The organism is Bacillus sp. FJAT-45037, from assembly GCF_002797325.1.
Taxonomy (GTDB): Bacteria; Bacillota; Bacilli; order Bacillales; family Bacillaceae_D; genus Alkalihalophilus.
The window spans coordinates 124775-148577 of the sequence record NZ_KZ454938.1 but is presented as its reverse complement, the minus strand read 5'-3'; the positions used below and the strand labels follow the sequence as shown (position 1 = coordinate 148577).

The following is a 23803-nucleotide window of genomic DNA, read 5'->3' as shown; positions in this document are numbered from 1 at the left end:
GCTTACCCATACCGACTTTCGTACTATTATTTAGTTGATAGGTTTATAGAATAACGAATATGGCAATAATACTTGTAACAACAAAACAACCATTGGAGGAGAAAAAATCATGAGTTTAAAAGAGTACATACAATCCATAAATGCCATGTTAGAAGAAGCCAAAAATCAGGTAAGTAATGAAACAATCAAAAATAAGACTACAGCATAAATCTTTTGCTGCAGTCTTATTTTTTTGTTTATTTATAATTTCTTCTAAGCTTTGTCTGATGAATCTTCAAACATGGTAATGCCTTGCTGTATAGGTTTAATCTTAATGCCATTCGTTGTTATGATTTTATTTAAACTATCAGCAAACGCTAACGCATGCTCCCCGTCCCCGTGTATGCAGATGGTATCTGATTTTATTGGAATCGTCGTTCCGTCTACTGCAACCACCGTTCCTGTTTGAACTATTTGCAATACTTGCTTCACAGCTTCATCTGTATCGTGAAGAAGCGCATTTGTCTGTGTTCGTGGTGTTAATGAACCATCGCGTTGGTACGTACGGTCTGCAAAAACTTCATGAGCGACTGTTAAACCAAGTTCTTCTCCTTTTTTCGTTAGCTCACTGCCTGATAACCCAAATAAAATTAGAGTAGCATCTGCATCATAGACAGCCTCAGCAATGGCTTTGGCAACCCCAGCATCCTTTGCGGCCATATTATACAAAGCTCCATGTGGTTTCACGTGTTTCATACGTACATTATATAGTTGGCAGAACCCTTTTAACGCATTGATTTGATAAACAACCGAATTATAGATGTCTATTTGACTTGTCTCAATCACTCGTCGACCAAACCCCATTAAATCCTGAAACCCTGGATGAGCACCGATGCTCACCCCTTTTTCTTTTGCCATCTTCACGGTCTTTGCCATCACATTATGATCGCCTGCATGATAACCACAAGCGATGTTCGCTGATGAAATATGATCTAAAATCAGCTCATCTTGACCAATTGTATAGGAGCCAAAACTCTCTCCTAAATCACAATTTAAATCTATTTGCTTCATAAATATAATTCCTCCCTTTACGCGCCGAATAACTGTGGAACCATCTGAATTAATGTATAGATACCTAAATAGATAGTTAAAAGTACGATGATCGCACCAAAAACAGTCATCCATATTGGGTGTTTGTAGTCACCGACAATTTTCGATCGATGTGCCGCTAACAGTACACATGATAGTGTTAATGGAAGAATCAAGCCATTAAATGCCCCAGCTAAAATCAACAAAGTCACAGGACGACCAATGATGGAAAAGACCGCTGTAGAAAAGACGATGAATCCGATCGTCCAATAATTTTTATTTCTCTCAATGCTTGAGTGGAACGTCGTTAAAAAGGTAACAGATGTATAAGCTGCTCCAATAACAGACGTAATTCCAGCCGCCCACAAGACAAGACCGAATATGCGATATCCTACCTCACCTGCCGCAATTTGGAAAACAGAAGCTGTCGGGTTCTCAGCGTTTAAAGCAAAGCCAGCTGAAACGACACCAAGTACGGCTAGGAAAAGAATGAATCTCATAATGGAAGCAACCACGATCCCAGACACCGCGGTATTGGTCACCTGACGAATGTTTTCTTTCCCGGAGATTCCAGCTTCTAATAATCGATGTCCACCAGCGAAGGTAATGTAACCGCCGACTGTACCTCCTACCACGGTGATAAGGGCTAAAAAGTCCAATTCAAGCGGAGCTACAGTACGTAACGCAGCTTCTGCATAAGGAGGCTTACTCACGAACATGACATATGTCGTTAGGAGAATCATCAACCCTCCTAGATAACGAACAATTTTGTCCATCGCTACATTCGCTTCTTTTAGTGAAAAGATCAAAATACAAATTGCTCCTGTCATCACAGCACCAATTCTCGTATCAAGCCCCATTAGGGCGTTGACACCAAGACCTCCACCAGCTACGTTACCAATGTTAAACGCAAGTCCGCCTAACACGATAAAAAACGCCACGACATAACCAAGACCCGGGAAGACTGCATTCGCAATTTCTTGTCCTCTCATTTTTGAAACGGCTATAATTCTCCAAATGTTCATTTGTGCTCCGATATCTAAAATGATCGAGGCTAAAATAATAAAAGCAAAGCTTGCCAATAATTCTTCTGTAAATACAGCAGTCTGGGTTAGAAAGCCTGGTCCGATCGCAGAAGTAGCCATTAAAAATGCCGCTCCCATCATTGCACTTAGACGTTCTTTTGCTGTCATTTTTCCTTGTTGTTCATCTAGTGAGTTTGGTTTCAACGTGTTCACCTTTCCTCAGATCCATAGCGTCCGTATTTTTTCACATGCCTTAATCATTAAGCCACTTCAACCAAATTCCCATCTTCACATCTTTAAACTCTCGTTCCCTCATTAAGTAAAGATTCTCAGCTTCTTCTAAAGTAACTTCATTAAAAACAATTTTTTCACCTGGTTTGAGCTGTGCTAGCTTAGGAATATCGACCGAGATCACTTGCCCGATTCTCGGGTATCCCCCTGTTGTTTGACGATCTGCTAATAGAATAATTGGGTTGCCATCCGACGGAACTTGAATCGTTCCTAATGGTACAGCTTCAGAAATCACATCATATTCTTTGTTTAACTCAAGCTGTGGCCCTTTTAACCGGTACCCCATTCGATCTGACTGAGGTGTCACATGAAACGAGCTGGTAAAGAACTGCTTTTGTGCCTCTTCTGTAAATAGATCGTGATGGGTGCCTTGCATAACTCGTATCAAAACCTCATTCTTCGCTTGATTCACATGAGATTTCGTTCGCCAAGTCGGTGCATAAAAAAGTTTGGTTCCGGATTTTTTCAAGGTGTTAGAGAAGTAATGAAAATGAGCAGACTCCCCTTTTCCAATACGAATCTCATCTCCTTCTTGTAACGCTCGTCCATGAAATCCTCCGATTTCTGCTCGTATGTATGTACTTTTGCTTCCCATAACATCAGCCACATTAAACCCGCCAGCAACAGCTACATAAGCTCTGCATCCAGAGAGACCTTTTCCAAAACGGATGATGCTTCCTTTTTTTACAAACACGGGTCTCCATAAAGGAAGTTGACGGTTCCCGATGCTTGGAGATAGGTTGCCTCCAGTAATTGAAAGTAACACATCTGTTTTTATTTCGAGAGTAGGTCCTGTGAGGGTAATTTCAAGACAACCCTCTCCTTCATTATTACCAACTAAGATATTTGCCATTCGATGAGCATAGGTATCCATTGCTCCACTGACAATTACGCCATACTTCTGATAACCATAACGACCTAGATCTTGAATCGTTGTTAATAGCCCTGGGCGTAATACTTTTATGCTCATCAAACTTCCTCCTTATATGCGTGGTATTGATCTAGTGTAATTTGAGTAAATCGAATCCGATCACCTGGTTGCAAATAAGACGGGGTCTTCTCATGAGGGCGAAACAGTTCCAATGGTGTGCGCCCTATAATTTGCCAACCACCAGGTGTTGATAATGAATATACACCAGTCTGTTTCCCTGCAATACCGACTGATCCTTTTGAAATGGAAGACCGTGGACTTGATCTTCGTGGCGTAGCAATACGCTCTGACACCCCTCCTAAGTATGGAAATCCAGGTGCAAATCCAATCATATACACAAGGTATTCTGCAGATGAGTGAATGTCGATGACTTCTTCTACAGACAATTCATTATGGCTTGCGACAAATTCTAAATCTTCTCCATATTCACCACCATAATAAACAGGAATTTCCACCTGTCTTCCGCGATTTGATTGCGTCGATTTCACCTTCGAAAGTGCCTCTTCCACTTCTATTCGCACGAGTTTATACGGTGAATACACTTCCTCTGTCCTCTTCCGTTGAACAACTTCAAGAGGATCATAAAAAATAGTCACACTTGTAAAAGCTAAGACATACTCAACCATCCCGACAATAGGATGTCTGTCAAGATACTCTGTAAATGCCTTTACTCGGTTATGTATATTGCTATCAATCTCATTACCAAACGAGACAATGATTGACGTATCGCCGAAAGAGCGGATTGTCACCTTTTCGTTCATCATAATCATCCTCTCCTCTCTAATTAAATGGATTTCATTCCACTCACTATAATCATATAATAATTCTCTTATTGTTCTTTTAAATACTGATCAATTAATGAAAATGTTAATTCTCTTATCGGCATACTCTCATTGATCAGTTGATGATCTCCTCCATCAACCATGACTATTTCACTATTCGGTAACTTTTCATGAATAAAAGGACAATTGTAACGCCAGTCCACCGTTTTATCTAAATTACCTTGAATAACAAGGACTTTCTTGTTAGATTCTGCCTGCTCCTTAATACGTAAATTCCAGTTATAAAGCGCATCTAGCCACCGAAACGGTAAGAGATCATGTTGCAGTGGGTCCTTCTTCACAAAATTTAGATGCCCTTCACTAGAAGAGTTCACACGATATACTCGTTTGGCTGATTGAAAAAGTGGTCCAATTACCTTTCGTCCAAACCTTGAAACATGCCATCTATAAGAACGGACTAGTGGCGCTAATAAAACGACCTTATGAAAAGCGCTCGAACGAAGAACGCAATCGATCACCACAGCGGCCCCCGTACTATGAGCAATCACTGCATTTGGAAGTGAGGCTTGGAAGATATGTCGTTGACTGATCGCTTTAAACACCTCGACATATTGAGTGAAATCATCTATACAAGCACGTTCTCCACTTGATAAGCCATGACCTTCTAGATCATAGCTGAAAACAGCGTACCCATGACTCGTCAAATAACGAATCAAAGAACTCATCGTCCCTGTATGATCAAAATACCCGTGAACGACTAAGACTACGGCTTTTGCTTCTTTAGGCCAGAAAGACTGTAAGAAAATCCTCTTCCCATCAATTTCTTCATATCCATAACGATGTTCCACTTCCGAACACGTTAGTTGATAATAATCAAGATACACTAGCATATCTTCTTTTAGCCTTGAATCGATTTGGTTAAAATCTTCATTTGCGTCACGAATTCGTTGAAGGGCTTGCTCTATCTGATTCATATCATCACCTCTATAACTTCCGTAAACTCCATAATACGTGATCAATAAATTCAGGTATCTGTTCCATTTGTTCCTCATTGATCTTTGATGGGAATGAGACAGTGATCAAATTCTCGTAGCTCGTTTCTCGTTTGCCGTATTCCCAACTTAACGTTTGAGTAATTGGTACTTCAGGTTGCCAAATATCAGCTAATATCTCTTCAATTTCAGGACATTTCTTCTCAACATCTGATACATGCATTTGGAATTGAACCGATAATAAGCATCCGATATCATCGTCATCTCTTTCTAATATTTCTGAGGCTAGATCCTGAACTGATGTCTGTAAAGAAATCTTAGCTGAGACATCCGGACGTTGGCGCAAGGAAAAGCACATTGCAAACTCTCTTGCCATGACGGACATCTCAATTCGATCGATACGATGATTAATCGCAATCATCTCATCTAAATTATCTAGATCATATATATAATTCTCAAACGCGACTTTTAAATTATCAAAAATAGTTGGATCATACATTGTATTATGCTCACCCCTTGGGATTTTTTTCAATATGTAGATCGTACCATAAGTAAGTCCTATGTAGAAACTGAACCATCTACCGTTTCCTAACATGTCTAAGTTCCTCTTTCTAGACATGTTAAAACATCTGAGCAGCATCAAAAAAAGAATGACCATATAGATCATTCTTCTTTGAATAAGGAGTTCGCCTTTAAAGACTTTTCATACAGAATGAAGACTTTCTTTTTCTGTGTATACAAGTCTGTCTCGTCCCTTTTCATTATACATCGATGCATCAGCAGCGCTGATTAACTCATGCATACAACCATTTGCATCTTCTTGAATCACTGAACCAATGGAAATAGAGATCGGTCCATTGACTTTTTCCACCTTAATATTATAAAAGGCCTGTGTTAGTTCCTTCATTAACCTCTGAACCTCAGTATGATCCTGACAACAACCGACCGCCAAAAACTCATCCCCGCCCCATCTCGCTACACTAAAAAGTTCTTTTCGTTTATACGACAACACTTTACCAACTTCTCTAAGGATTTGATCCCCAACGGCATGACCATAGCGATCATTGATTTCTTTAAAACGATCACAATCAAAAAGAAGGATAAAGAGCTTTTTTTTTCTACTTTTCGCCATACGTGAATATTTCTTAAAATATTTCATCATGTAGCGTCGATTGTATAAGTCCGTCAGTGGGTCTTTCGCAGAATAATAATTCGCCTTATCATATTGCAATCCCGTCCAGTATGAAATCAAGAGCAACAGAGGATATCCAATCCAACCAATAAAATCAACATACCCATCTCGATTCATATAATAGATCACGTGTGCCGTTTGAATGACCATCACTAATAGGATGCTTGATATTCGACCAGTATGCTTCATATAACCCTCCTCTTTAATTAAATTATCAGCAGCAAACTATATTACTAAGTTAATATAACTAAATCCTATTCAAGAATCCACTTTCTTTGTACTAGTTACTTCCTTGTTAATTATATTTCTTAGTTTTCAGAAGAATCAACAATATTTGGTCCACTTACATTAAATCGGAAGTTTTAATAAATTAGTCAATCCTTGTGTCTTGTCTTTCAAGATGTCCCATTACTAAAGAGGCACTTTGAATAGAGGTTTCAAAGCACCTAGTAAAACAACTTTATTCACTTATACATTCAAGAATTTCTTGCAGTAGATTTTCACGAATGCGATCTACTTTAGTGAAGTCCATCGCCTCGATGTAGATTGCTTCTAGTTGATCTCTTTGTGTTTTTGCTTCCGACAAAAAGGAGATCGCTTTTTTCATTTTCTCCTTATATGATTGAGTCGTCCGAGCAATGTCTTCGGCAAACGTTTCATCAGTTCCTTCATTAATACATCGCTCATATACATCAACGATATGATCTCCATCTCGCTCCGGAAAATATTCATGCGGAGCTGTACTATCAAAAATCGCTATGCTTTTTTCCCTGATAATTACCATATCCAAACTATTGGGATCAAAGCCGCAATGATACACTTCCACATCGAATCCTCGTTCTTCTCCTGCTCGCGCGATTTTCTTTAGCATCGTTGACTTTCCTGATCCTGCTCGCCCCTTAATGAAATAACGATCCAAAATATCTTCTGTTAAGTTTTGAACAAAATCCACAGCCCCTACAGGAGTAGCTGCACCGAGAAATCGATGTTTCACACTTGAAGTCTTCCCGATCATTTCTTCTCCGTAAAACTTCTCGATCAACTCTTCTGCTAATTGGTCAGCCTTAACAAAATCCATATTAGCAATATAGATCTCTTCAATGTCATCGTGAGCACGGAGCGAGGCGGCGAATGTATCATAAGCTTTCTGAAAAAGCTCAGAAATTTGTTTCGTTAATTGAAGAATTTCCTCTTTATGTGGCATCAGCTTCTCACGATCCCACGCTACCCCGAGATTGACATATTCCTCTACGACCCCTGGTGCTTTTGGTTCGATAACATGAGGAGGTGTTCCATCGACAATTCCAAGCTTATGCTTAGGAATTATGATTCCATCAATTGAATGAGTATCAGAAGAACAATGTAAGTACTCAACATCGATCCCGTTTGAGACCATTTCTTCACCAATCGCTTTCATTAATGTTGACTTCCCTGTACCTGGACCTCCTTTTAAAATGTAGAGACGATCAAGTTCATCAATGGCTGAATCATACAGACTATAAAACCCTTTCGCTGTATTTCCTCCCGCATAATAATGTCGAATATGTCCCTTCACTAAATCACCCTCCTGAGTCCTTTTCATTCAACATATGTAGGTAATCTTACAAAGGTTAATGCCTTAAAAGCTTTTTCATAGAAATTAAAAAAGAAAGCTGGTAAAAACCAGCTTTCTTACTATGCTCCGAAAATATTTTGAATGAAGATACGGATTACGTCAGCGCCACCAATAAATGTGCCTAATGTACTTCCTAGGTTCGTTAAGACAACGACCAGCAAGATCCGTGTCACCTTATTATTCCAAAAGCCTTTTAACGTGAATACATCATCCGACAGGCGTTCAAAATCGCCTACCTTTGGCTTTCTCATATAAGCTTCTAAAATACCAGCAAACCACCCAGCCGCAAGCAATGGATACAGAGAACTAATCGGTGCTACTAAAAATGCTGCGATGATGGTTAGTGGATGACCAAGTGCCACAGCGGCTCCAATGGCTGCAAAAGTACCATTCCACAAAATCCAACTCATCGTTAAGTTCGCTCCAACTTCTGGATTGGCATAAAATGCATAACCTATTAAACTTAAAATGAAAATCGGTATCATCCAGCCAATTAATTTGGGTGCAATTGACTTTTTTGGACGCTCGTTGAGTTTTTCTAAATCATGATCTTTTTTAATTTCTTCTTTAATACCAGGAACGTGTGCAGCTCCAAGAACAGCCACAATCTTGTCCCCTGGTGCGTCTTTAATTTTTTGTGCTAAATATTGATCACGTTCATCAATTAAAGGCTTCTTTAATCTCGGAAATGAAACAGTTAAGTCATGTAACATCGTATTTAACATATCCTCGGTCTTCATTCGTTCAAGTTCCTCTTCAGAAATCTCTTCATTATTAAAAACGCTGTAAACAATCGACATTAGTAACTTTGCACGTCCCCAAAAGCCAACACCATGCCAAATTCTCGCAAATGTGATTTGAATGTTACGGTCAGCAAGAACCAATTCGGCTCCTACTTCCTTGGCTGATTCAATACCTTGGATCATCTCTTGGCCGGGCTTGATACCAAATTGTTTTGCCATCCTTTTTTGGAACGAAGAGATAAATAAGTTCATAAGGAGAAGTGTTGCTTTTTTTTCTTTTATCACCTTAAATATGTCCATGTTCTTCCATTTACTATCCTCTGTCACAGATTGATAGCGTTGTTCGTCTAACTCAATACAAACCGAATCAGGTTGTTCTGCAATAATTACTTGCTTGACCTCTTCTGCACTTTGTTTTGAGACATGAGCTGTTCCAATTAAGATCAACTCTTTTCCATTTAAATGAATCCTAGTTATATTCTGCTCGGACATATGTACCTTCCTTTTTCAGCAATTCTGCTAATAAGTATTAATTTATTATCTCAAATATTAAACAGAAGAACAATCTATAGTTGCTACGAACAAAAAAATGCTTAAATAGATCACTTTCATATCTAATCACCTTGTAATTTTCGAGCTTTTTCTACACTCTTCTTCATAAAAACACCATTAGCTACGATATAATGAGCAGGGAGATAATACTAGATAGAAATAAGGGGGCACCAAATGAAAGCCGTTAAAAAAAGCTTAACAGCTAAGATCATTATCTTCTCCGTACTCGTTACATTTTTACTTACATGTGGAATGACAGCAGCATCCTACATCATTGCCAAACAAGGATTTGGAGAGTTCGGAGAAAGTAACTTAGAGGATATTGTATTAGGAAGTACATCATTAATACAAACACTTCATCAACAAACCGTGAATGGCAATCTAACAGAAGAGGAAGCAAAAGAGATAGCTAAAGAGAGCATCCTTGGACCAACGGATAGTGAAGGTCGACGAGATTTTTCTCAGTCTGCATTTGTATTTGGAGATGACGGCTATGTTTTTGCTTGGGATTCTACGTATACAGCCGCCATGCATCCAGCACTTGAAGGGCAAGATGGTTCGGAAATCCAAGATGACTCAGGTAAATACGTAATTCAAGATATCGTCGCCTTAAATGAATCATCTACAGAGTCTTTTTATCGATACGACTGGGTTGAACCTAGTGGTGCGGTTCGCGAAAAAGTATTATCTACTACCTACTTCGAGCCATGGGATTGGCATATTGCCATCGGCGCCTACACGGATGAATTTTACGAGCCGGTCTATAGTATGTTATTCGTTCTAGTCCTTGTTGCTATCGTTATTCTTGCCTTAATTGTAGTCGTTATTGCATGGATCGTTAGAAGAGTGACACGTTCATTGATTGATGTCAAAGAAACAGCTGAGGATATTAGTCATGGTGACTTAACATCCGAAGACATTCGAGTAAATTCCGAGGATGAAATTGGTGACTTGTCGATAAGTATCAATACCATGAAAAATGAATTGCAACAAATTGTTCATCAAGTAAGTGGTTCTTCAATCGAGATTCAAAGTTTCTCAGAGGAACTTACTGCTACAATTAATGAAAATTCTAACGCTACATCACAAGTGACTGAGGCAATTCAAGAGCTTGCTACGGCTGTTGAGGGGAATTCTGAAAAGACAGCTGCGAATTTAGAAGCGATTCAGTTGCTAACAGATGAGCTGGAAAAAGTAGATACGTACGCAAAAGAGCTTGCAAAAAGATCAGCAACTACTAGTACGAAAGCAAGTGATGGAAGCTTCATTGCCAAAGAGTCGATGCAAAAAATGGAACATGCCGTTGATGTGATTAACGATTATATGACAACTATTACTAGTTTAAAAGCCAAAACAGATCAAATTAATCAAATCATTGATGTGATCACAGACATTACTGAACAAACGAATTTATTAGCCTTAAACGCAGCGATTGAAGCGGCACGTGCTGGTGAGTCAGGCCGTGGCTTTGCTGTTGTTGCTGCGGAAGTAAGAAAGCTAGCAGAGAAATCGGCTGATTCATCCAAAGAAATCGGCCGTTTAATCAGTGAAGTTCAAAAAGAAACCGATAGCTCTGTCGCATCTGTTCAAGGTGTAATTAAAGAAGTGAATAGCGGAAAAGAAAAGATTGCTCAAGCTAGCCACTCCTTTATTGAAATTGCTAATGACACAGAGCATGTATCAATACAGATGAACGAAATTGTTGAATCATCTTCTACCATTAATAGACGAGCCCAGGCCTTGACTTCAAACACAAAGAAGATCATGGAGGAAATTAGAACAGTGTCTGGAAACTCTGAAAATATTGCAGCCGCCTCCGAGGAACAAGAGGCTTCGATGAAAGAGATTGAAAGCTCAATTGACCACTTAAACCGTATTACAGAAGAGCTTATGACTCAGATTGAAAAATTTAAAGTGTAATAAAAAAGGTCCGCACCTTCTAGAAGGTGCGGACCTTTTCACGTTAGTATTTATTAAACGAGCATTAATTTGCTTTCCGTACACTCAGTGAGTTCATTGAGTCTTCTTGGTTTGCTAATGTAATAGCCTTGGACGTAATCACATCGAAATAACTGAAGAAGTTCGTATTGCTCTTTCGTTTCAACCCCTTCAACAATCACTTTCAAACCTGCATGATGTGCTAGCCTGAGAATTGCCTTCACAATCCCTGCATCTTTTTCAGAGTAAGCCATATGATCAATAAATGATTTGTCGAGCTTGACGTAATCGATTGATAAATCTTTCAAATAATTGAGCGACGAATACCCCGTCCCAAAATCATCCAAGTGAATGGAAATACCGAGAGCTCTTAATTCTTTCAATTTGTCTTTATTCACATCGAATCTCTCCATTACAGCCGTTTCCGTGATTTCTAGCTCAATCAAACTCGGATCTACATCTACTTCACGGAGTATAGTTAAGACATGACCAATAAAATCTGCATGTGCGATATGCATCGCTGAAATGTTTACAGAAACTTTAATAATCTCACGGGTTGATCGTCTCTCATTCATCTCTTTCGCTCGTTTAGATGCTTCTCTTAAAACCCAATTATCAATACTTATAATTTGTCCCGTCTCTTCTGCCACCTGAATGATTTCAAAAATGGGAATTTCCTTCAAATAATCCGACGAACAACGTAACAAGGCCTCTACATTCGTGACACGTTCTTGATTCATGCTATAAATCGGTTGAAAGAATAGATGAAACTCTTGATTCTCTAAGCAATGTTGAATCCCTCGCTCAATCCAAATCTTCCGTTCTATCTCTTTTGCTAACTTCTCATCATAAACACTGAATTGATTCTTTCCAATCGATTTGGCTCGATACATGGCCATATCCGCGTATTTCATTAATTGTTCAGAGGAATCTCCATGTAAAGGCGACACCGCTACCCCCACACTTGCTGTCACTATAAATGGGATTGAGTCTAAGTACACGGGCTGCTTTAACACATTAAGCAAATCCTTCGCTGCACTCTGAACGTTCTCTAACGAGGATAACCCTTCGACAAATAGGATAAATTCATCCCCACCAATACGAGCAATTAACTTTTTATCGAATTGAATGGAAGATAAGCGTTCAGACACTTGCTGTATGAGGTGGTCTCCCATTGAATGACCCATCGTATCATTAACGATTTTAAAGTTATCAAGATCAACAAAAAAGACAGCCGAATACGTTCCGTTTTGATGATGTAGGAGATGGGTATTCAATTTTTCTTTAAAGCTACGTCTGTTTAACAACCCTGTCAATGAATCAAAGCTTGCAAGTCTCTCGATCTCTGCTCGACTTGTTTTTAATTCACAGTATTTTTTTCTAAGCTCTTCTTCAGTAGCTTTCAATTCATTATGTGATTTGATAATATCATCATCTCTTTTTTGAATGGCCTCGAGCATGCTGTTAAATCCATTCGTCAACCTTGTCACCTCATAATAGTTTCGCACCTCTGCCCGAACATCATAATTACCAGCCTCCGCGCTTCCCATTAGTTGAACTAATTTAGCTAAAGGCTTTATTCCTCGTTGAGCCATCGAATACAACATGTAACTAAAGATCAACAAAACAAGCAGGCCAACAACAAAAACTAATAAATTTGCTTGAAATACTTTTTTGACTATCTCTCCCTGATTAGTCGCTGTAACTATGTACATCCCGTTTTGTAGTGTTTCAGTAGCCCGAAGATCATATCGATGTCCATCGAATTCTCGCGTTACCCAACCCCCTTGTAAGTTGGAAATATTGGCTCCAAAATCATCTCCTAAAAGAGTCCGACCAATCATATAATCACCTTTATTACCAAGGATGGTCCCATCACGACTTAGTAGCATCACAAACCCCTCGTCGCCTATGGTGTAATCACTAATCGTTGAACTTAAATCAGCCATCGCATAATCAATCGCTACCACACCGAATAATTGTCCATTTTCATCTACTATACTTTGGGAAGCTGTAATTACAATCTGTTGCGTAAAATAATCTAAATAAGGCTCGGTCCATATCAATTGATTAGGATTCGCTTGTGCCTCTTCGTACCATTCTTGCTCGCTCGGTCGATAGCTACTTGGAAAGTCAATTTCTCTTCCTGCAAACATAGTCCCTTCTGGTGAAGCATAGAACATGTTCCAACTTGAAGGCATCGCATATTGCAAAGCCTCAAGTTTTGTTTCTATTTCAAATTCATTTTCTGCATCTTTTAAAAGAAACTCCGCTAAGTAGCCGATTACTCTTTCTGCTCGAATAAATTTTTCATTAAAGTCTTTTGCTGTATGAGTTAAAATAAGATCGGCTTCATTATTGAACTGAGATTCAATACTACTTTTACTATTGTTATAGACAAAGAACCCAAGGACCGCTGTTGTTAACACCCCAAAAATGATAATCATATAGATGATGATAAAACGAATACTCGTCGACTTCATACTGTTCACCGCCCCCATAGCCTCATGCCTTTACTGCGCCCGTAGAAACTGATTCTCAACATATTCATCTCCTAGAATCGTAGAGATATTCCGTATGCTATTATACATTTGCTTATCAGCCTCGACATAATATTCAATTGCTTTATTGTAGTGTATTAATGCTTCAGGTGCTTTTACGTGCACCTCCAACATCGCCTCAGTAAACCGTTGTTTTACTTTCTCATTTAATTGAGCGTGTGCGACAAATGGCGAACCAGGAATCTCACTTGATTTCCATAGAATGAGTAACTCTTCCTCATCTATTAAACCGTCTGATAACCATTTATTGTACGTTATATCTCCAACAGCCCCAGCCGTTACAGTTTCATTAATAATATCGGTTAGAACACCATCATGAGACTGTGAATAAACAATCTCACTAAAGTAATCTTCATATTCAATATCACGACTAGTAAACATAGCGTGTGGAATTACATATCCTGAGGTCGATCCTTTTTCTACAAATGCAAAGGAAGTTCGATTTAAGCTCTCAATCGACTGATGAGGTGTATCGGCCTTTGTCAAAATAAGTGAATGATAATATACACCCGTATCCTTCCGTGATTGAACAACGAGGGGCTCAAGGTCTAACTCCATCTCAGCTGCAATATATGAAAAAGGCCCAAACCACGCGATATCAACCTTCCGATCATCCATCTTACGAATTAATTCAGCATAGTCGTCTGTTACTTCAAGTTGAATCGTAATACCCAGTTCATCCTCTATATATTCTTTCATCGGGGTGAATTGTTCAATCATACCAGCAGCATCTCTCGCTGGTATCAAACCTACAGTAATTTCATCTGGCACATGGTTGCAAGCTGTTATTCCGCTCAGCAAAATAACTAGCAATAACCCCTTAACTAAACGTTTCAAAAAAGCTCCCCCTAAATAGTTTCCACATTCTTTTCTCCAGGGTATATTTTACTATAGTATTGTTAAGGGAGTGTTAATTTTCATAAGAGAATAAAATCGATCACCTCTACTGCTTACGTCCTGATCAAGTGAAATACATTCGTAAATAAAACAATAACTAATCTCCCTATGATAAAATCTAATTACAGAGAAAATCTTAAATAAAATCATTTTCAAATATATTTTGCACATGTCATTATTGAGATCTGTATGATCAAATAATGATAAGAACTGCATACTTCGAATGGTATAGTTCGGTTTTTCTAAAGACGAGGTGAACAAACATGCTGAACGTAAAACAATATTTCAAAAAAGAACATGGATTGACATTAGTTGAGATCTTAGTTTCTATTGTCATTATGGGGATCCTCATTATCAGTTTCTTAAATTTATTTTCGCAGTCAATACTTTCTTCAAGTAAAGTGGAAGACAGGTTAACGGCGGTAAATATAGCGGAAAAAGTTCTCACAGAAGTGAAGGAGAGCCACTCTGTAAATCTTGATCACTATAATCAGACAGAAGGCATTCATTTTTTTGATATTAATAATAAAAGATATTACATCCGTGCAGATGAATTACTCACAAATGAATTAGGATTAACAGTCGTTTCAGTAGATATATCAATCGAACATAACTTTAGCGATTCTAATACAACGAGACTATATGGATACATTGAGAAGTAGGTGAGGGAAATGATGATTAAAAAACAAAAAAATGAAAAAGGGTATGCGCTCATTCTAGTTTTATTAACAATCACAATGATTGGAATATTCATTCCTGTTCTCTTATCTAACCTACTATCAAATGCCAATCAATTTAAGCTAGCAGAAGAGAATCTTCAACGAATCAAGCTAGAAGATATGGCTCAAGTGTATATTAATAAATCCGTAAATCTCGCCGTAAATAATTACATTGAGTTAATCAGTTCAGAGAATCCACCAACTCCTGTTCCACAACCAGTAGACTACATCATTCCGATCATCTCAGATCAAGTAGCTAGTTATGAAATATCTTTATACAATCAATCGTTTTTAATCTCCGAACCAGTTATTAATGAATCGAAGATGACTTTTTCGATTTTTACAGTCGTTCAAGAGAAGCAGTTTCAAGAACAGGATTACCTAGTGGAGCTAGATGATTTTATAGAATTACTAGAATAAATGATAGTTGCAACCTCAGGAAAGTAGGTGCCTACATTGTATAAAAAAATCACGTCCAATCAATCTGGACTGACTCTTATTGAAGTATTGATTACTCTTCTTCTCGTCAGTTTAATCGGTGGAATCTCTTTTAGTCTCCTCTTAATGACGACAGGACATAATGATAGAACACAATCTCATATTAATTTAAGGCAAGAAGCTAATTTAATTGTGACCACATTGCGACAACAACATCATGGCGAAGAGTACCAAGTTTGCTTTAATGATCTGCTTCCACGCTCACAGATTGAATTTGATGATATAACCTTGGTTAACAATTCAGTAACTATTTCAGATTGTGATATGGTTGACCCCACCTATCACCTTCAAGTGAATTTCACCCTTAGTGATTCAATAAATACTACGTTTGACGTAAATACAATAATTGAAGCCGAGCGCACGCACGAACGAGAAAAAATCACCATTGAAATACGAGAAGATCCGAGAGGTGGTTTTACATTCCCATCTAATTATGCTTTGTTTGCTAATGAATACATCACGTTAAGCGGGGGCGCAACAATTAACGGAGACATCGGAACAAGTTACCTCGAGAGCCACATTCAAGTGTTAGGTGGCGCAGCGATAAATGGAAACATTCTAGACCAACAACATAAGATCACTCAAATACCTATTTTCCCTACCATTCCATCCTTACCTGTTTATCCAGACGCTGAAGTTGCGGTTAGTCAGTGGAACAAACACAATGTTGTTAAAGATGGAAATTTAAATATTAACAGCTGGATGGCTAAAGACTACACATTGAATCTAGACGGTAATTATTCATTCAAAGACATTAATGTCACAAGCAATTACAAATTAAAAATAAATACCGGAGAGCAAGACCGAATCCTTGTTGTCGACCATTTGAACAATACAAATGGGCATATTGAAGTGATCGGCTCTGGAAAACTCACTATTTATGTGCGCGATAAAATAACAATGGGCTCTGGAAGTACGATTAATAATAACGGATCTATAGACCGACTGAATGTGTATTTAGAGGGAAACAAGTCGGGCGGTCTCCCTAAAAACCTAAAGTTAAGTGGTAGCCAAAAAATATACGGTTCTCTTTTTGCAGAAGATGCCAATATTGAAATCACAGCAGGTGGTGGCTTCCAAGGAGCGATTGTTACAGGAGGAAACCAAGTGAAAGTAGATGGAGGAACGAGAAATAATTCACTCATTTATGCCCCAAATGCCACTTTTACACTTAGTGGCGGTGGTATCGTCAATGGCATGGTGATCAGTAATCGTTTTTCAGGTGATGGTGGAACACGAATTAACTATCAACCAATTGATGTAGAGAGCGTGCCGTTTTTTAATTAAGCCCGATAGAATTTAAATTCATTTTTCGGTGAATACACATGCAAATACGATTCTGTTTTAAGGAGATGTATCATGACTTTTTCAACATCAATCATCGACACGATGCGCAGACGCCAGTCGATTCGAACCTTTGATGGCAATGATCTTTCAAAGGAAGATATCTACAAGTTAACTAGCTATTTAAATGATGGAAGCAATCTTACTGGACCGTTTGGTGCAAGAGGCCGGATTGATCTCGTGTTGGTTCAAAAAAATGTAACGGAAAAAGGGATCAAGCTTGGAACATATGGATTTATTAAAGATCCAAAAGCTTATTTAGTTGGTTCATCAGCGAATGATAAATATTCACTGATCGAGTATGCCTACATTTTCCATCGCATGACTTTATTTGCAACACAGCTCGGCATAGGTACATGTTGGATGGGTGGGACTTTTACACGAAACTCATTTGAAAAAGAAATACAGTTGCAAGATGACGAATTCATTCCATGCGTGACACCATTAGGGTATCCGAAAGAAAAGCAACGTGTCTTTGACAAGGCTTTGCGTTTTGTGGTGAGGGCCGATAATAAGAAACCGTGGGAGAAACTTTTTTATGATGCGAATTTCACTACTCCATTGCAAAGCGAAAACGCCGGTCCATTAGAAATCCCGATAGAAATGGTTAGACTTGGTCCATCTGCGTCCAATAAACAACCTTGGCGTCTCGTTCTCTCAGAAGACCGCCAATTTTGTCATTTCTACATTGAACATACACCAAATTACAGCAAGACATTAGGCTATCAAATGCAGCTGCTAGATATGGGCATTGCGATGTGCCAACTTGAATTAGCCTGTGAAGAGCTAGGTATTAACGGGAATTGGGTTACCTGCGAGCCTGAGTTAGAGCGACTAAATGAAAACATTGAGTACGTCGTTAGTTGGAACCAACAATAAACAACCTCTACAATCGATAGAGGTTTGTTTATTATTGATATAGATTCTACTCGCTCTCTCCACTTGTTGGTGAGAGTCTTTTTTGTTTTGATTGTTCATGAAGGATGGTCATTAAGACTCGCTGGATTCTGGCTGTTTTTTCAGTGGCATATAACGGATTAGCCAAGTTTTTTTGTTCGAGTGGATCTTCGCTTAGATTATATAACTCAAATTCATTTGGTGTTGCGTTCGGATTGTTCTTAGTAGATACGTTCGTTGAATCCTGCTGTTTTTCAAAGTAACGAGCGAATTTCCACGTTTCTTTTTTATTCCCTCTTCCCGTTCTTAGCTTGGTTATGACGGCTTCAATATGATTTGGTTGTGTAACTGATTCATAAGGCTGACCTGTTGCCGTCGTTTGGTTCAAGCCGCTCGTCACGTCATCATCAGTCATAAAGTAAATAGGTTCATCGACACCACAGAACTCTTTTTCTCCATTAAGTAACGGGGTTAAATCTCTGCCAACTAGTGGATGAACTTCGGTATGATCCTTATCAAGTCGCCCTTGAATACGCTGAACATTCGCTCCTGATAGCCCTAACAAAGTGGGGAGAATATCAACATGACTTGTCAGCATATCCGTTTGTTCACTACGCTTAAACATTTTCGGACTATGAATGATCAATGGCACATGAATCGACTCTTCATACATGTTGTACCACTTTTGATAGAGGCCTCCATGCGCGCCTAGTAATTCGCCATGATCAGCTGTGAAGATCACGATGGTATCATCATAAAAGCTCGACTCTTGAAGGGCTGTAAACACTTTAAGCATTTCTTGATCGGCTTTTTTCTGCAAGCTGTAATATAGTTGGCGATAAAAATTATTGTCGATGATTGGCTGGATCGCTTTAGGGTAAGTGATTCGGTAGCTCTCTTGTGCTTGCGGTTTCGTGTGCAGCGATTCTCTTACCGTTGGAGCTGCAGGAACACGCGGAAGGGAAGGATCGACTTCAAAATTAAAGGTCGGTTGAAGCGCTGTTAGGACCCCATAAAGCGCAATATCATGTGGGTTAACAAAGGAACACATCGTCAACCATGGCTTAGAATTCTTTGCCCCTCTGTGTTTCTTTTCTAATTTTTTGATTAACTTAACGGCGTCTGCTGCATACACTTCATCACGTCCACTCGTGCCAACCGCTGCTGATGATCCTGAATTACGAGGATCTGTACCATGAGGTTCTGGTCCGATCCAACTTGAAAACCCGAATAAATCAAGGCGATCCGCTCGTTTATACATTTTTTCTTTTTCCTTATTCGGTACACCCGTTTTAGCGTCGTAGCTTGAATACGCGTTATGGGTACCTGGAATTAAGATATCTTCATCCGATGCGTGCCACTTTCCTTTCCAAAACGTATCGTACCCAACCGCCCGAAAGTAATCACCTATTGTAGGCACGCTATTAGGATCAAGCCAGAACACATCGGGATCAAAGGCCCCTTTGGCAACTCCACTTGTCTGTGTCACGCCATGAAGTGATGGATATTGTCCTGTGTAGAGAGTAGTTCTGCTTGGAGAACAAGCCGTACTCCCGGCGTAATGATTTAAAAATTCCATCCCATTTTTACGCAACAATTGCTGCGTCACTAAATGTTTTCTTCTCCACTCTCTCAGCTCCTTTGTTTCATAGACAGATGGAAACCGTTGCTGATCCACCATTAAGATGAGAATATTCGTCTTTTTTTGTTGAAGCTCGCTTAAAACCTTTCGTTTTGCTTTCAACTCGATCGCACCCCTACTTCTGAGACTTTTTACTACTATATGACCAATTATAGGAAATGTTAGGATGATTTTTTTATCTACTCGCTCGAGATGTTGACTTGAACGCCAAAAAAACCTCAAAGACTATTGCTTTGAGGTTCGGATCATCATCTATTATTTGTTCTTATGAACTAACAGGCTTCTTCCAAAATCCGAGCATTAGAGCTGTCACGACCGCTCCTAGTAAGATTGCTAAAATATAGAATGGCCAGTTTTCAACCGCAACGAAAATAACGAATGCTCCACCATGTGGGGCGATAAGAGTATTACCAAATAACATCGCTAATCCTCCAGCAACAGCTGATCCAGCTACAATCGATGGAATGACACGTCCCGGGTCTGCCGCAGCAAACGGGATGGCTCCTTCTGTAATAAATGAAGCTCCCATGATGTAGTTTGTCTTCCCCGCCTCACGTTCTTGTTTTGTAAATTTACTCTTAAATAAAGTTGTTGCTAAGGCAATACCAAGTGGTGGTACCATTCCACCTGCCATAATTGCTGCATGAGGTGCATAATTCCCCGCATCAATCATCGCAATACCGAAAGTGAAAGCCGCTTTATTAATTGGTCCACCCATATCGATCGCCATCATCGCACCTAAAAGAATCCCTAATAAGACAATGTTCCCTGTCCCCATGTTTCCAAGCCAACCCTCAAGGATCGTGTTGAATGCTTGAACAGGCTCAACAATTACTTCAAGCATCAAGTAACCAGCTAAAAAGATACCGAACAACGGATAAACTAAGATCGTTTTAATTCCTGCTAATGACTGTGGCATAAAAGAGAATGCTCTCTTTAGTAACAATACGAGATAACCCGCCATAAAACCAGCAATGATTCCGCCTAAGAAACCAGCTTCGCCCGTTGAAGCAATTAAACCTGCTACCATACCTGGTGCAAAACCTGGACGATCAGCAATACTCATCGCGATAAACGCTGCTAAGACCGGAATCATTAAGCCAAACGCAGTGCCTCCACCAATGATACTTAACGCTTCAGCAAATGGATGATAATCAGCACTATTAGGATCTGCCGCCTCAATTCCAAAGAAGAATGAAATTGCGATCAAAATCCCACCACCGACAACGAACGGCAGCATATTAGAGACACCATTCATTAGATGTTTATAGAATCCAGACTTTTGTCTGCCTTCTTTTTCGGAAGAAGAACTCGACTGACTTCCATCCCCACGGTAGATTGGTGCATCTTGATTGATTGCCCTTTTAATCAATTCCTCCGGCCGACGAATCCCGTCTGTTACAGGGACATCAAGAACATGCTTGCCTGCAAATCTTTCTTTTTCGATTTTTGTATCGGCTGCTATAATGATCGCATCTGCTCGGTTAATGTCCTCAGCAGTTAAACGATTCTTCACCCCATCCGAGCCATTCGTTTCCACTTTGATAGATACGCCTAAAGCTTTTGCCTTTTCTTTTAACGAATCTGCTGCCATATACGTATGAGCAATACCTGTCGGACAACCTGTAACGGCTAAAATATATTTTTCATTTGTCTCTTCTTCAGGTTCATTTTCTTCGTCCGCTATCTTTTCTTCTTCTCGTTTACTAATCAGCTCAAGAATCTCATCCTCTGTTTGCGCTTTCATTAAAGTTTCACGAAAATCCGGATCAATAAGCAATGTTGATAGCCTAGATAATGTTTGCAAGTGCTCGTTATTGGCTCCTTCGCTTGCTGCTATCATGAAAAATAGATAACTAGGTTTGCCATCCAATGCTTCATAGTCTATCCCTCGACTAGAACGACCAAAAACAATCGCAGGTTCTTTTACCGCAGATGTTTTCGCGTGTGGGATCGCAACCCCTTCACCAATTCCAGTTGAACTTTGGTTCTCACGGTTATGAATCTCTTCAATATACTTCTTTTTATTTACTAGCTTTCCAGCGTGGTCAAGCTTATCCGCTAACTCGTTAATGACTTGATCCTTTGTAGACGATGTTAAATCTAAAAGGATCGTTTCCTTTGAAAGTAAATCAACAATTCTCATTCATTCCACCCACCCTTAAAGTTTATTTATTTTTATATCCCTTTCTAACTTCTCAATCTCTGGTACTGTACAAAACCCATCTTTAAATGCCGTCGCACTCCCAGCCGCTATTGCGTAACGAAACGAGTCCTCTAAGCTTTGCTCTTTTTTTAAGGCAGCTAAAAAACCAGCCACTACGGAATCACCAGCTCCCACTGAGTTCACTACTTCTCCCTTAGGAACTGTCGCAGTTAAAGTCATTTCATTGTTGATAAATAATGCACCTTCTCCTGCCATAGAGACAATTACATTTTGTGCCCCTTGATCGAGTGCTTTCTTACCTAGTTCTACAGCATGCTCTATAGACACCTCTTCATACTGAAACAACTCAGCTAACTCATGATGGTTCGGCTTGATCAAAAAGGGTTGGTCAGCAAGTGCTTCTTTTAAGGCAGGACCACTCGAATCCACAATCACTTGAACGCCTCGCCCTTTCATCTCTCTCATGATCGTCGAGTAAATTGAAGATGGTACACTCTTTGGCACACTTCCTGCTAGGACTAGAAAATCGCCATCTTTTATTTTTTGAAGCTTCGTTTTTAGAGAGTTTAGATGCTCCATTGTAATCAATGGTGATTGGCCGTTGAGTTCTGTTTCAGTTCCAGTCTTCAGTTTTATGTTAATACGTGTGTCCCCTGCTACTTCAATAAAGTCAGCAGTAATGTTTTCTTGCTTTAACGAAGCTTTCATAAACTGCCCAGTAAAACCACCGACAAATCCAAGTGCCTGACTCTCGACTTGAAGTTGTTTTAATACTCGTGATACGTTAATGCCTTTTCCTCCTGGTACTTTCCGTTCCTCTGTAGTCCGGTTGGTTTCACCTAGTTTAAAGCCATCTACCGAGACAATGTAATCGACCGATGGATTTAACGTAAGAGTATAGATCATTTTATGTTCACCACCTTTAAGTTTGTTTTCCTTAGATAAAAATCTTGGATCGATGATTCCATTTTCTCTGAAGTGATAATAGTTGTTTCTTTAAGATCAGCAATCTTTGCAAATGAGACATCCCCAAACTTCGAGTGATCAGCTAAGACAAATGCTATATTTGCTCTTTCAATCGCTGTTTGTTTAACAAATGCTTCTTCTGGATCGGGCGTGGAGTAGCCATTGGATTCCTCAATACTGTTCGCTCCAATAAAAGCTTTATCAAATCGATAATTTTTCAAACTATCACTCGCTCCACGACCGATAAGTGCGCGTGTTCCTTCCTTAACAAAGCCACCCGTGACATACGTCTTTAATCCGTGGTCCACTAACTCAGATACAATATTTATTCCGTTTGTCACGACGACAATGTCTTTTCCCGTTAAATGTTGAACCATTTCCTTCGTTGTTGTTCCTGCATCAATGAAGATACAATCCCCATCTGCTACCAAGGAAGCAGCATACTCACCAATTGCCGCTTTTTCATCCTGGTGTTTTGATTCTTTTTCAGCCACTGTCGGCTCATCCATCTTCCCAGATAGTAAAGAGGCTCCACCGTGGACCCGTTTTAATTGTTTTTTATTTTCAAGTTCTGTTAAGTCTCTTCGAATCGTCGACTCAGAAGCACTTGTCTCTTCTACTAATTCAGAGATCGTAATAACCTTCTTCTTCTCGAGCACACGTAAAATTAATTGCTGCCTTTCAAACGTAAGCACAAGCATGACTCCTTTGTCTTACATGATGTTGTTCTGTACTTTCATTGTAAATAAAACGTTTACAAAAATCAATCATTTTCTATCAATAACAATCAAAAATGATCAAATATTACGTTCAGAATCAATCAAAAGTGATCAAATAGGCGTTTAAACTTACTAATCTTTATAATTTTTCACGTGTTAAGAATTGCTTTTAGTAAAGAAAACATTCTACACACCCTTTATAAACTAACCAGATATGCTCGAATTACTATAAGAAAGGAGATAAAACAAAAAAGATGACACTGA

Annotated in this window: 20 protein-coding genes and 1 pseudogene; 6 read left to right on the top strand and 15 right to left on the bottom strand. The window is 39.2% G+C overall.

Features of this window, described 5'->3' with window-relative positions:
• Positions 1-252 precede the first annotated feature (252 nt).
• The 9 genes from CDZ88_RS00640 to CDZ88_RS00600 all read right to left on the bottom strand — a co-directional run bounded on the left by CDZ88_RS00640 (position 253) and on the right by CDZ88_RS00600 (position 9131).
• A complete protein-coding gene (locus CDZ88_RS00640; RefSeq protein WP_100371714.1) occupies positions 253-1050 on the bottom strand; it encodes a LamB/YcsF family protein in 798 nt (265 codons plus the stop codon).
• Between the two features lie 17 nt (positions 1051-1067).
• A complete protein-coding gene (locus tag CDZ88_RS00635; protein ID WP_100374551.1) occupies positions 1068-2261 on the bottom strand; it encodes an NRAMP family divalent metal transporter in 1194 nt (397 codons plus the stop codon).
• An 85-nt stretch (positions 2262-2346) separates the two neighbouring features.
• Positions 2347-3354, bottom strand: a complete 1008-nt coding sequence (locus CDZ88_RS00630; RefSeq protein ID WP_100371713.1) for a 5-oxoprolinase subunit C family protein — start codon at positions 3352-3354, stop codon at positions 2347-2349.
• Positions 3354-4076: a 5-oxoprolinase subunit PxpB gene (gene pxpB / locus CDZ88_RS00625; RefSeq protein WP_232718687.1), complete on the bottom strand. Its 723-nt coding sequence runs from the start codon at positions 4074-4076 to the stop codon at positions 3354-3356. Before pxpB ends, CDZ88_RS00630 begins: the two co-directional genes overlap by 1 nt.
• Before the next feature lie 68 nt (positions 4077-4144).
• Complete coding sequence (locus CDZ88_RS00620) at positions 4145-5071, bottom strand: alpha/beta hydrolase (RefSeq protein ID WP_157796427.1); 927 nt, start codon at positions 5069-5071, stop codon at positions 4145-4147.
• 10 nt (positions 5072-5081) lie between these two features.
• Positions 5082-5588 (bottom strand): hypothetical protein, encoded by a 507-nt coding sequence (locus CDZ88_RS00615; RefSeq protein ID WP_100374550.1) that lies wholly within the window; start codon positions 5586-5588, stop codon positions 5082-5084.
• 204 nt (positions 5589-5792) lie between these two features.
• On the bottom strand, positions 5793-6470 hold the full coding sequence (locus CDZ88_RS00610; protein WP_100371710.1) for a GGDEF domain-containing protein: 678 nt from the start codon (positions 6468-6470) through the stop codon (positions 5793-5795).
• A 271-nt stretch (positions 6471-6741) separates the two neighbouring features.
• Positions 6742-7836 (bottom strand): PRK06851 family protein, encoded by a 1095-nt coding sequence (locus tag CDZ88_RS00605; RefSeq protein ID WP_198507798.1) that lies wholly within the window; start codon positions 7834-7836, stop codon positions 6742-6744.
• A 119-nt stretch (positions 7837-7955) separates the two neighbouring features.
• Positions 7956-9131, bottom strand: a complete 1176-nt coding sequence (locus tag CDZ88_RS00600) for a TraB/GumN family protein (RefSeq protein ID WP_100371708.1) — start codon at positions 9129-9131, stop codon at positions 7956-7958.
• Positions 9132-9365: 234 nt separating this feature from the next.
• On the opposite strand from CDZ88_RS00600, the pseudogene CDZ88_RS17920 reads away from it, so the two are divergent.
• Both CDZ88_RS17920 and CDZ88_RS17915 read left to right on the top strand, forming a co-directional pair.
• Positions 9366-10172: pseudogene (locus tag CDZ88_RS17920) on the top strand (cache domain-containing protein); the annotation flags it as partial.
• Positions 10164-11111: a methyl-accepting chemotaxis protein gene (locus tag CDZ88_RS17915; RefSeq protein ID WP_442857104.1), complete on the top strand. Its 948-nt coding sequence runs from the start codon at positions 10164-10166 to the stop codon at positions 11109-11111. The pseudogene CDZ88_RS17920 and the gene CDZ88_RS17915, both read left to right, overlap by 9 nt.
• A 53-nt stretch (positions 11112-11164) precedes the next feature.
• On the opposite strand, the gene CDZ88_RS00590 is transcribed toward CDZ88_RS17915, so the two are convergent.
• Positions 11165-13612, bottom strand: a complete 2448-nt coding sequence (locus CDZ88_RS00590) for a bifunctional diguanylate cyclase/phosphodiesterase (protein WP_198507797.1) — start codon at positions 13610-13612, stop codon at positions 11165-11167.
• Between the two features lie 30 nt (positions 13613-13642).
• The gene (locus tag CDZ88_RS00585) at positions 13643-14527 is read right to left on the bottom strand and encodes a phosphate/phosphite/phosphonate ABC transporter substrate-binding protein (RefSeq protein ID WP_157796426.1); all 885 of its coding nucleotides are present in this window, start codon (positions 14525-14527) and stop codon (positions 13643-13645) included.
• A 323-nt stretch (positions 14528-14850) separates the two neighbouring features.
• On the opposite strand from CDZ88_RS00585, the gene CDZ88_RS00580 reads away from it, so the two are divergent.
• From CDZ88_RS00580 to CDZ88_RS00565, 4 genes are all read left to right on the top strand, one after another.
• On the top strand, positions 14851-15249 hold the full coding sequence (locus CDZ88_RS00580) for a type IV pilus modification PilV family protein (RefSeq protein WP_100371704.1): 399 nt from the start codon (positions 14851-14853) through the stop codon (positions 15247-15249).
• Positions 15250-15261: 12 nt separating this feature from the next.
• Entirely contained in the window at positions 15262-15726 is a 465-nt protein-coding gene (locus CDZ88_RS00575; RefSeq protein ID WP_100371703.1) for a type II secretion system protein, read from the top strand.
• Between the two features lie 36 nt (positions 15727-15762).
• A complete protein-coding gene (locus CDZ88_RS00570) occupies positions 15763-17091 on the top strand; it encodes a DUF7305 domain-containing protein (RefSeq protein ID WP_100371702.1) in 1329 nt (442 codons plus the stop codon).
• 72 nt (positions 17092-17163) lie between these two features.
• On the top strand, positions 17164-18027 hold the full coding sequence (locus tag CDZ88_RS00565; protein WP_100371701.1) for a nitroreductase family protein: 864 nt from the start codon (positions 17164-17166) through the stop codon (positions 18025-18027).
• A gap of 46 nt (positions 18028-18073) precedes the next feature.
• Here the strand turns inward: CDZ88_RS00565 and CDZ88_RS00560 are convergent, their stop codons facing one another.
• The 4 genes from CDZ88_RS00560 to CDZ88_RS00545 all read right to left on the bottom strand — a co-directional run bounded on the left by CDZ88_RS00560 (position 18074) and on the right by CDZ88_RS00545 (position 23515).
• Positions 18074-19726: a sulfatase-like hydrolase/transferase gene (locus tag CDZ88_RS00560; protein WP_100374549.1), complete on the bottom strand. Its 1653-nt coding sequence runs from the start codon at positions 19724-19726 to the stop codon at positions 18074-18076.
• A 226-nt stretch (positions 19727-19952) separates the two neighbouring features.
• Entirely contained in the window at positions 19953-21833 is a 1881-nt protein-coding gene (locus CDZ88_RS00555; RefSeq protein WP_100371700.1) for a PTS fructose transporter subunit IIABC, read from the bottom strand.
• Positions 21834-21848: 15 nt separating this feature from the next.
• Positions 21849-22760: a 1-phosphofructokinase gene (gene pfkB / locus CDZ88_RS00550; RefSeq protein ID WP_100371699.1), complete on the bottom strand. Its 912-nt coding sequence runs from the start codon at positions 22758-22760 to the stop codon at positions 21849-21851.
• Positions 22757-23515 carry a DeoR/GlpR family DNA-binding transcription regulator gene (locus tag CDZ88_RS00545; RefSeq protein ID WP_100371698.1) on the bottom strand — a complete coding sequence of 253 codons (759 nt, stop codon included), beginning with the start codon at positions 23513-23515 and terminating at the stop codon, positions 22757-22759. The genes pfkB and CDZ88_RS00545 overlap by 4 nt, the downstream gene beginning before the upstream one ends.
• Positions 23516-23803: the final 288 nt, after the last annotated feature.

What these genes read in the sequence shown, in the direction of transcription:
- CDZ88_RS00640 (WP_100371714.1), bottom strand. Translation starts at nt 1,050, where the DNA reads ATGAAGCAAATAGATTTAAATTGTGATTTAGGAGAGAGTTTTGGCTCC.
- CDZ88_RS00635 (WP_100374551.1), bottom strand. Translation starts at nt 2,261, where the DNA reads ATGACAGCAAAAGAACGTCTAAGTGCAATGATGGGAGCGGCATTTTTA.
- CDZ88_RS00630 (WP_100371713.1), bottom strand. Translation starts at nt 3,354, where the DNA reads ATGAGCATAAAAGTATTACGCCCAGGGCTATTAACAACGATTCAAGAT.
- pxpB (WP_232718687.1), bottom strand. Translation starts at nt 4,076, where the DNA reads ATGAACGAAAAGGTGACAATCCGCTCTTTCGGCGATACGTCAATCATT.
- CDZ88_RS00620 (WP_157796427.1), bottom strand. Translation starts at nt 5,071, where the DNA reads ATGAATCAGATAGAGCAAGCCCTTCAACGAATTCGTGACGCAAATGAA.
- CDZ88_RS00615 (WP_100374550.1), bottom strand. Translation starts at nt 5,588, where the DNA reads ATGTATGATCCAACTATTTTTGATAATTTAAAAGTCGCGTTTGAGAAT.
- CDZ88_RS00610 (WP_100371710.1), bottom strand. Translation starts at nt 6,470, where the DNA reads ATGAAGCATACTGGTCGAATATCAAGCATCCTATTAGTGATGGTCATT.
- CDZ88_RS00600 (WP_100371708.1), bottom strand. Translation starts at nt 9,131, where the DNA reads ATGTCCGAGCAGAATATAACTAGGATTCATTTAAATGGAAAAGAGTTG.
- CDZ88_RS17915 (WP_442857104.1), top strand. Translation starts at nt 10,164, where the DNA reads ATGAAAAATGAATTGCAACAAATTGTTCATCAAGTAAGTGGTTCTTCA.
- CDZ88_RS00590 (WP_198507797.1), bottom strand. Translation starts at nt 13,612, where the DNA reads ATGAAGTCGACGAGTATTCGTTTTATCATCATCTATATGATTATCATT.
- CDZ88_RS00580 (WP_100371704.1), top strand. Translation starts at nt 14,851, where the DNA reads ATGCTGAACGTAAAACAATATTTCAAAAAAGAACATGGATTGACATTA.
- CDZ88_RS00575 (WP_100371703.1), top strand. Translation starts at nt 15,262, where the DNA reads ATGATTAAAAAACAAAAAAATGAAAAAGGGTATGCGCTCATTCTAGTT.
- CDZ88_RS00565 (WP_100371701.1), top strand. Translation starts at nt 17,164, where the DNA reads ATGACTTTTTCAACATCAATCATCGACACGATGCGCAGACGCCAGTCG.
- CDZ88_RS00560 (WP_100374549.1), bottom strand. Translation starts at nt 19,726, where the DNA reads ATGGTGGATCAGCAACGGTTTCCATCTGTCTATGAAACAAAGGAGCTG.
- CDZ88_RS00555 (WP_100371700.1), bottom strand. Translation starts at nt 21,833, where the DNA reads ATGAGAATTGTTGATTTACTTTCAAAGGAAACGATCCTTTTAGATTTA.
- pfkB (WP_100371699.1), bottom strand. Translation starts at nt 22,760, where the DNA reads ATGATCTATACTCTTACGTTAAATCCATCGGTCGATTACATTGTCTCG.